At 73.8% G+C, this 8,745-nt stretch carries 6 protein-coding genes; all 6 read right to left on the bottom strand.

Annotation, left to right across the window (positions count from 1 at the left end; all coding sequences use genetic code 11):
* Positions 1-233: 233 nt before the first annotated feature.
* Entirely contained in the window at positions 234-1,514 is a 1,281-nt protein-coding gene (locus CP968_RS32140; protein WP_150521322.1) for an MFS transporter, read from the bottom strand.
* Between the two features lie 88 nt (positions 1,515-1,602).
* Positions 1,603-2,673: a winged helix DNA-binding domain-containing protein gene (locus CP968_RS32135; protein ID WP_150521321.1), complete on the bottom strand. Its 1,071-nt coding sequence runs from the start codon at positions 2,671-2,673 to the stop codon at positions 1,603-1,605.
* 12 nt (positions 2,674-2,685) lie between these two features.
* Complete coding sequence (locus tag CP968_RS32130) at positions 2,686-3,351, bottom strand: 4'-phosphopantetheinyl transferase family protein (RefSeq protein ID WP_150521320.1); 666 nt, start codon at positions 3,349-3,351, stop codon at positions 2,686-2,688.
* A complete protein-coding gene (locus tag CP968_RS32125) occupies positions 3,351-7,304 on the bottom strand; it encodes a non-ribosomal peptide synthetase (protein ID WP_150521319.1) in 3,954 nt (1,317 codons plus the stop codon). The genes CP968_RS32130 and CP968_RS32125 overlap by 1 nt, the downstream gene beginning before the upstream one ends.
* A 15-nt stretch (positions 7,305-7,319) precedes the next feature.
* Positions 7,320-8,534 (bottom strand): cytochrome P450, encoded by a 1,215-nt coding sequence (locus tag CP968_RS32120; RefSeq protein WP_150521318.1) that lies wholly within the window; start codon positions 8,532-8,534, stop codon positions 7,320-7,322.
* 1 nt (position 8,535) lies between these two features.
* Positions 8,536-8,715 (bottom strand): MbtH family protein, encoded by a 180-nt coding sequence (locus CP968_RS34280; RefSeq protein WP_167536892.1) that lies wholly within the window; start codon positions 8,713-8,715, stop codon positions 8,536-8,538.
* Positions 8,716-8,745 lie beyond the last annotated feature (30 nt).

Genomic DNA, 8,745 nt, shown 5'->3' with positions numbered 1-8,745 from the left:
GGGGCGGACGTTCCCCGGCCGCGGGTGCCCGGGGCGCGCACCGCGGGTGCGGCGCGCGGAAGGGGCGGGCAGGGGCGTGCGACCGGGCCGGCCCGCGCCCGTGGTCGTGGTCGTGGTCGTGGTCGCGTCGGGGACCGCCGCTCGGGCGGGTGGGACGCGGCGGGCGGTGCGGAGCGGGTGCCGTTCGACCGGCACCCGCTCCCGCGCCCCCCGGACCGTCCCGGGGGCGCCGCTCAGGCGGTGATCCTGGCCTCGTCCGGAGCCGTGGCCGGGCTGTCCGGCCCGGCGTCCTCGCCGCCGGGCATCTCCTTGATCTTGGCCACCGGTCCGGCCAGCAGCGTCAGACCGCCCAGGATGGTGACCGCGCCGGCCACCGCGAGACCGGCCGTCAGGCCGACCGCCTCGCCGAGCGCGCCGCCGGCGAAGTAGCCGAGGGACAGGGCGCCGTACACCGCGGAGAGGGCGGTACCGCTGACGCGGCCCATCTGCTCGTTGGGCGTCACCCCCTGCACCAGGCTGAGGACGTGGATGTCGAACATCGGGGAGACGAAGCCGATCACGGCCTGGACCACGATCAGGCCGACGAAGCCGCCGACGGCGCCGCCGGTCGGCACCAGGATGTAGCCGACGCCGAGGACGACCGCGGTCAGGACCAGGACGCGGCCCACGGTGAGGACCTTGGCGACCTGCTCGGAGAGGACCGCGCCGACGATGACGAAGACCGACATGACGGCGAAGGCGGCACCGACCTGGCCGGGGCTCAGGTCGAGCACCTTGTACGCGTAGACGATCAGCAGGGCGTCGCCCATCGCCGCGCCGAGGTTGACCACGACGTTGGCGGTGAACAGGCCGCGCAGGACCGGGTTGCCGAACAGCGTGCGCATGCCCTCCTTCATCTCGGCCTTCGCCGAGGCCTTGCGCTCCTCCGTCCGCTCCCGGACGTCCCGGTGGCGGATGACGAGCAGGGCGACGAGCGAGACGAGGAAGGTGAAGGCGTCCGCGGTGATGGCGCGGGCCGCGCCCAGCAACTGGATCAGGGCGCCGCCGGCGCCCGCTCCGACCGCTTCGGCGACGCTGCGGCTGATCTGGAGTTTGGTATTGCCCTCGATGAGGTTCTCGGTCCCGATGAGCTGGGGCAGCCAGGACTGGTAGGAGACCTCGAAGAAGGTGGTGAGGCAGCCGGTGATGGCGGCCACGAGATAGATGTGGACCATGCTGACCGAGTCGAGCGCGAAGGCCAGCGGAATCGTGCCGAGGGCCAGGAAGCGCCCCAGGTCGGCGACGATCATCACGGTGCGCCGCGAGACCCGGTCGGCCACCAGCCCGGCGACCGGGGCGAGCAGCAGGAACGGGAGGAAGCGCAGCGCGCCCAGTACGCCGACCTCGAAGGCTCCGCCGTCGAGGATCACGACCGCGAGGGTCGGGAGGGCGAGGAGGGAGATCTTGTCGCCGAAATTACTGACGGTCTGCCCGAACCACAGGCGATTGAAATCGGAATGCCGACCGAGTGCCATGTCGACGCCCTTTTCTGATGGGTACGGAAGGGGGGACGGCAGTGACGCTATGGACCCGTGGTTAGCGGGCGGTTATGAATGCGGCGGACTATAGGCCGGGCGTAGAGAGGCGATGAGATCCGCTGGAGAAGCGCACGACGTCGGCGCTCTCGCGGGCGAGCGCGGCGGCCGCGGCGGGGCTCGGGGGCTCGGTCCCCGGGAACGGTTCGACGGTGACCTCCTTGCCGCCGCGGGCACGTGACCAGGTGCCGACGGCCAGGCCGTCGACCAGGACGGTGGCCCGGATCTGGCCGCCGCCGGGCCACACCCGGCGTTCGTGCGCGGCGGGCACGGCGAGGTCCCGGGTGCGGTAGCCGACCAGGTAGTTGTCGTAGGCCGGCAGCAGCCGGACGTCGGGGTCGGCGGGGTCGGGATCGACGGGCGGCCCGGCGTCGGCGGGACCCTGGACGGCGGCCCAGGCGCTCTTGCCCGCCGTGGTCTTCAGCCCCGACCAGTGGACGAAGTCGAGGGCGTCGCTCGGGCCGTGGGCGAGCCGGTAACGGCGGGCGAGCTCCCGCTCGGCCGCGGCGCCGGTGAAGGGCAGCGGTCCGGCGGGGGGCAGCCAGTCGTCGAGGAGGACGAAGGTGGCCTCGCCGCCGCGCTGCGGGCCGTGGCAGATCCGACCGGCGAGCGCGGCCCGGCGGATCAGGTGGAAGGCGGACTGGCCCTTCGGCTCGACCCCGAGGGTGGTGAGGTGCTCGGTGAGCCGGGCGCGGGTCAGCGGTCCCTCGGCGGCGACCGCGTCGGTGATCAGCCGCTCGGAACGTCGGCACAGGGCCTCGTCCAGGCCGAGTTCGCGCAGTCTGCGGGCGGCCAGCGCGAGGTAGATCGGCCCGAACAGGGCGAGCAGCCAGCGGGCGTCGGCGGCGGGCACCAGGTGGAGGGTGCCGCGCATGAACCAGCCGCGGACGGCGCTCCGTTCGATGTCGGTGGCGCGGCGCACCGCGTCGAGGGTGAGCCCGCGGGCGCGCACCCGCAGGCCGAGTTCCGCGGCGGGCAGGTCCTGGGCCTGCACGGCCAGCACCCGGTCGAGGACGGCGGCGACGGTGTCCTCCCGGACCCCGCCCCCGATCGCCTGTGCGCGCGCCCTGAGCAGCCGGTCGGTCGTACGTCGTTCCACGGGTCCAGTCTTTCAGCCGAGCAGCCGCAGCCGCATCTCTTCGCGGGCCGCCACACATCCGACGACCCGTTCTCCTTCCGCGTCCCAGTCCAGCAGCCGCCAGCCCCGCCAACGGGCCGGCGCCCGCCCGTACACCGGAAGGTCGAGGCGGGCCGCCTCATCGAGGGTGCCGGCCCCGACCTTCACCAGGGACTCCTTGCGCACCCACTGGCGCAGGAACGCGCGCTGCGGGTGGTCGGCCGCCGCGAGGGCGGCCCGTTCCTCCCGCGTACAGGCCAGGGCGGTCGTCCGCGGGTCCGGCGGGCGGCCGTCCACGGTCTCCAGGTCCACGCCGACGGGCCCGGAGGCCGCGGCCGCGGCGACCCAGCCCGGGGTGTGCGCGAGGCTCACCCCGGTGCCGGGCGCCTCGGCCAGGCGCGGGCGGCCGTGCGGGCGGGGGCAGCGGCCGCAGCTCTGCACGACGGTGAGGCTGTGCGCCGGGCGGCCCAGGAGCCGCCCGGCGCAGAGCCGGACCAGTGCGTGGGCGGCCAGGAAGTCGTCCCGGTCGCCCGCCGAGCGCAGGGCGCCGGCCCGGGCCAGTTCGGTACGGGTCAGCAGCTCCCGTACGTCTCCGGCCCGGGCCAGCACCGCCGCGGTCGGTCCGGCCAGTGCGACGCCGGCCGGTGCGCCGCCCGTCATCAGGGCTTGCGGCGCAGTACCGCGTAGTAGCCGGGCAGCCGCAGCGCCTCGGAGTCCGACTGGGGGTCGATGGCGTGGAGCTCGATCGCCTCGTCCTCGACGACCTCCCAGGCGTCCGCGCCGAAGGCCTCGGCCAGTTCGGGCCGGGTGAAGCGGTTCGAGTGCCGGACGCCGGCCGCCTCCAGCGGTCCGACGAGGTCCTCGGCGCGACCCCGCTTGCCGCCGACGAAGCCGAGGTAGCCGAAGGAGTTGCTGGAGTAGTCGGGCTCGTGGACGATCAGCGTGCCCCCGCTGCCGAGCAGGCGGCCCGCGACGGCGGCGAGCCGGGCCCGCGCCTCCTGGTCCAGGACGTGGAAGACGCCGCGGACGAAGATGTTGTACGGGCCGTCGCCGAGGACCGCGGCCTGTTCGGCGTCGGTCATGTCGATCGCGAGGTAGTCGACGTTCGCGGTGCCGCGCGCCTCGCGCTTGGCGTGGTCGATGGCGCTGGCGGAGACGTCCACGCCGATGACCGAGGGGTAGTGCGGGGCGAGTTCGCGGCTGTAGCGGCCGTTGCCGCAGCCGAGGTCGATGACCGGCAGGCCCGGCTCGAAGTGGCGCTGTGCCTGCCCGAGCAGCCAGTGGAACTCCTCTCCGCTGTCGGCGTCCCAGATGACGTCGCCGCCCCGGCCGGTGCGCCGGATGCCGGCCCAGTAGCGCTCCCAGGCGTCGCCGGTGTCGCGGGCCTCGGTGCGGCCGGGGGCGGCGGCTTCGTCGCCGGGCGGCGGGGAGTGCCGCTCCCACGCCTCGTCCTCGCCGAGGGACTCCAGCAGGGTGGTGAACTCGTCGAACATCGCGTCGACGAGCCCGTCCGGGTAGACGGCGGGCAGGAAGTCCCAGTTGAAGGTGAGGCCGTCGGGCTTCTCGAAGACCTGGAAGTCCAGGGACACCTGGGGCGTCTGGGAGATCCCGTACACCGGTGCGCCGAGTTCGGTCTCCTCGTACTGCGGCGGGTGGCCGGCGAGGCTGGTCATCACGACGGGCATGGCGGGGGCGAGCGAGCCGCGCATCCGGGTCAGCTCGCGCAGGACCTGCACGCCGCTGAAGTAGCGGTGTTCGAGGTCGGCCCAGAGCCTGCGCTGGACGGCCTGTGCGCGTCCGGCGAAGGTGTCGTCCTGCTGTTCGACGGCCAGCAGGAGCGTGGTGGTGGTGTCGGCGAGCAGGGAGTTGACCTGCGGGTGCAGCGGCAGCCGGTTGAAGAGCGGGAAGTTGATGGTGAAGCGGGCCTGGCCGGAGGCGGTGCCCAGGATCTCGGCGTAGGCGGCGGCGAGGGCCCCGGACGGGGTCACCTCGCGGGCGTGGGCCCGTTCCTGGATCCTCGTCCAGAGCTCGGGGGCGACGACGTGGCTGCGGCGTTCGAAGCGCACGGGCAGCTCGGGGGCGTCGGCCGGGCGCTCGGGGAGCGCCGGGGCGGGCGGGAGCGTGGCGAGGCGGTCGCGCCAGTACCACTCGGAGCGGCGGTAGAGCTCGCTGTCGCGCAGCGAGTCCCCGACGGCGAGCACGTAGTCGCGGAAGGTCAGTTCCAGCGGGGCGAGTTCGGCGCCGGGCTCGACGTAGTAGGTGACCAGGTCGGGGATGAGGACCTGGAAGTAGCTCCAGGCGTCGGCGACCAGGAAGTCGAGGGAGAGGTGGATGCGGGCCCGGCCGCCGCCGAGCAGGCTGACGCGCACGTCGAACAGCGGCCAGCTGTCGCCGTCGAGCACCTGGTGGGACAGCGTCTCGCGCAGGGCGGCCAGTTCGGCCGTACGGGCGTCCTCGGCCAGGGCGCCGAAGTCGGTGACGGGGATCTCGTACGCCGGGATCTCCTCGAACACCTGCTGGGTGCCGTCGGGCAGGACGCGGGTGCGCAGGGCGTCGTGGCGTTCGACGAGCCGGCGCCAGGCGCCCTCGAAGCGGGGGACGTCGAGCTGTTCGCTCTCCCACTCGAAGTAGCCGTGGCAGCCGACGTTGCCGAGCTCGACCAGCCCGCCGCGCCCGATCCACAGGGCCTGCTGGCTCTCGGTGAGGGGGAAGGGGTCGAAGCGTCCGGCGGGGTCCGGGACGATGGCGGGCAGGCCGCCGAAGGAGCCGTGCGCGCCGGTGCGCCCGCTGGTGACGAGGGCGGCGAGTTCGGCGACGGTGGGGCAGGTGGAGAGGTCGGAGAGGCTCAGCTCGACGCTGTAGCGGCGGCGGATCTCGTCGATCAGCTGGAAGGCGAGCAGGGAGTGGCCGCCCAGCTCGAAGAAGTTGTCGTGGATGCCGATGCCGTCGGTGCGGAACGCCTCCGCCCACAGCCGGGTGAGGCCGTCCTCGATCTCGTTGCGGGGGGCCTCGTAGCCGGCCCCGACCCCGTCGCGGCCCTCCGGCGGCTCGGGCAGGCTGCGCCGGTCGACCTTGCCGTTGGGCAGCCGCGGCAGGGCGGGCAGGACGACGACCGAGGCGGGGACCATGTAATAGGGCAGGGTGCGGGCGACCTCGGCGCGCACGGCGGCCGAGTCCGGCAGGGCGGACGCGGCGCCGTCCGCGGCGGCCGGGGACACGTAGGCGACGAGGCGCTTGTCGCCGGGGCCGCGCTCCTGGACCACGACGACGGCCTCGGCGATGGTGTCGAGGCGGGCGATGTGCGTCTCCACCTCGCCGAGTTCCACGCGGAAGCCGCGGATCTTGACCTGGGAGTCGGACCGGCCGAGGAGCTCCACGGCCCCGTCCTCGCGGCGCCGCGCCAGGTCCCCGGTCTCGTACAGCACCGGGTGCGGGTCGTCGGGCAGGAAGTTGGGATGGAACCTGGCGGCGGTGAGCTCCGGGCGGCCGTGGTAGCCGGCCGCGACTCCGGCGCCCGACACGTGCAGCCGGCCGACCTCGCCCTCGGCGACGGGGCGGCCGTCGTCGTCGAGGAGGTGGACGCGGAGGTTGGCGATGGGCACGCCGACCGGGACCTGCCGGGTGGCGCGCACCTCGTCGGAGGTGGCCTGGCTGGTGAAGTCGGTTCCGGTGCCGAGGTCGAGGCAGGACAGCACGTTGGTGGTCTCGGTGGTGCCGTACGTCATCACGACCCGGAAGGGGGTGTCGACGGGCGGCCAGCTGTGCACCCGCTCGGCCGTGGTCACCAGGATGCGCAGCGCGCAGTCCGCGGGCCACTCCAGTTGCCAGGCCGGCTCGGCCAGGGCGGCCACCAGCATGGTGTGGGTGATGCCCTCGCGGACCAGCCAGTCGCGGATCTGCTCCGGCGTCTGGGCCTGCCCGGCCTCGGGGATGTGGATGGCGGCGCCGGCCGGGAGGTAGGCGAGCCACTCCATGATCTGGACGGCGAATCCGGGGGTGGACGTCCAGGAGGCCCGGTCGCCGGGCCGTACGCCGTACGCGCGCCGGGTCCAGTGGACCAGGTTGGTGAGCGCGCCGTGGCGTTCGAGGACGGCCTTCGGGGTGCCGGTCGAGCCGGAGGTGTAGATGAGGTGGCTGACGGTGTCCGGACCGGTCACCACGGCGGGTGCGGTGTCCGGCCGGCCGCGGCCCGCGGTGGGCACCTCGGCCAGCGGGACGCCGCCCGGTATCCGCGGGGCGAGGTCGGCCGGGGTGAGGACGAGCAGCGGAGCGGCGTCGGCGATCATCGCGGCGAGCCGGTCGTCGGGGTTGACCGGGTCGAGGGCGACGACGGCGGCGCCGGTCTTGAGGACGGCGAGGGAGCCCAGGACGTACTCGGCGCCGCGCGGGTAGCAGAGTCCGACGCGTTCGCCGGGGGCGGCGCCCCGTTCGATCAGTGCGTGCGCCAGGCGGTTGGTGGCCGCGTCCAGTTCGGCGTACGTCCAGGAGCGGTCGCCCTGGACGAGGGCGGTGGCCCGGGGGGTGCGGGCGGCCTGTTCGGCCAGCAGCTCCGGGTATCCGGTGGCGGGGAACTGCGTGTCGGAGCGGTTGAAGTCGACGAGTGCGGTGGTCACAGTGCGGGCCCTTTCTTACTTCGCGAAGGCTCGGCTGCGCAGCAGCCGCACGGGGAGACGGTTGATCCCCCAGGTGAAGTTGGAGGAGTTGAAGGTGACGGGTCCGGTGAGTTCGAAGCCGTCGAGCACGGCGAGCATCTCGGTGAGCAGCGCCCCGAGTTCGAAGCGGGCGAGGCGGGCGCCGAGGCAGAGGTGGCGGCCGTGCCCGAAGGCGACGTGCCGGTTGGGGCGGCGGTCGACGCGGAAGGCGTGCGGGTCGGCGAAGACCTCCTCGTCCCGGTTGGCCGAGACGTTCCACAGCGTCACCCGGGAGCCGGCGGCGACGGGGGTCCCGTTGATCTCGGTGTCGCGGACGGCGGTGCGCAGGGCGTGCACGCCGGGGGTGGTCCAGCGCAGGATCTCCTCGACCGCGGGGCCGATGCCGTCGGGGCCGAGGCGTCGCAGCAGGTCCCACTGGTCGGGGTGGTCGGCGAACATGTGGACCGCGCCCGCGGCCGAGTAGCGGGTCGTCTCGTTGGCCCCGGACAGGACGCCGTTGAGGTTGAAGACGATCTCCTGGTCGCTGAGCGGCCGTTCGCTGCCGTCGCCCTCGTCGACGAGGGTGTCGTGGGCGATCTGGCTGACCAGGTCACCGCCGGGGCGCAGCCGGCGTTCGGCCAGCAGCTCGATGACGTAGAGGAAGATCTCCGAGTGGGCGCTGGTGCGCACCGCGTCGTCCGGGGAGTCGAAGGCGTCGGTGGTCAGGGCCCCGATCCAGGCCCAGTCGGCGCGCGGGATGCCCATCATGGCGCAGACGACCCGGTTGGGGAGCTGCTTGGCGAGGTCGATGAAGTCCAGCTCGTCGCGTTCGGCGGCCTCGGTGACCAGTTCGCCGACGACCTTCTCCACCAGGGCTTCCAGGCGCGGCATCTGCTGGGGTCCGAAGGCCTGGTGCAGGGCCCGCTTGAGCCGGGTGTGGTGGGGGACGTCGGAGACGATCAGCATGCGGTTGGCGACGGCGGCGACGGCGGCCGGGTCGCTGCCCAGCCGCATGCCGCGCGCCGAGCTGAAGGTGTCGCCGTCGGCGTAGGCCTTCATGATGTCGCGGTGTTTGCTGAGCACCCAGAAGCCGCCGTCGTCGGCGCCGGGCTCGGGGTGCCAGTGGACGGGCGAGTTCGCCCGCAGCCAGGTGAAGGCGGGCCAGAAGTCGTTGCGGCCGAACGGCGCCGGGTCCAGCAGGTCGATCTCCATCTCAGGCCCCTCTCAGGCCGAGCGGACGGATGTCCGTCCAGTGGTCGTCCACGAAGGCGGCGCACGCGTCCTCGGTGCCGTCGAAGCCGGCCGGCCTCCAGCCGTCGGGCGTCTCGCGCGCGGCCGGGTACAGCGCGTACTGCCCCTCGTGGTTCACGAGGACCTGATGGGTGGTGGGCACGGTGGCCTCCGGGCTCGGGCGGGTGCGGTC

Origin of the sequence: Streptomyces subrutilus (genome assembly GCF_008704535.1) — a bacterium.
In the GTDB taxonomy this organism is placed as follows: domain Bacteria; phylum Actinomycetota; class Actinomycetes; order Streptomycetales; family Streptomycetaceae; genus Streptomyces; species Streptomyces subrutilus.
The sequence above is the reverse complement of the archived record's forward strand: the minus strand, read 5'-3'. Positions and strand labels throughout refer to the sequence as shown.

Coding starts and splice junctions, on each gene's coding strand:
- CP968_RS32140 (WP_150521322.1), bottom strand. CDS start 1,514: ATGGCACTCGGTCGGCATTCCGATTTCAATCGCCTGTGGTTCGGGCAG.
- CP968_RS32130 (WP_150521320.1), bottom strand. CDS start 3,351: ATGACGGGCGGCGCACCGGCCGGCGTCGCACTGGCCGGACCGACCGCG.
- CP968_RS32120 (WP_150521318.1), bottom strand. CDS start 8,534: ATGGAGATCGACCTGCTGGACCCGGCGCCGTTCGGCCGCAACGACTTC.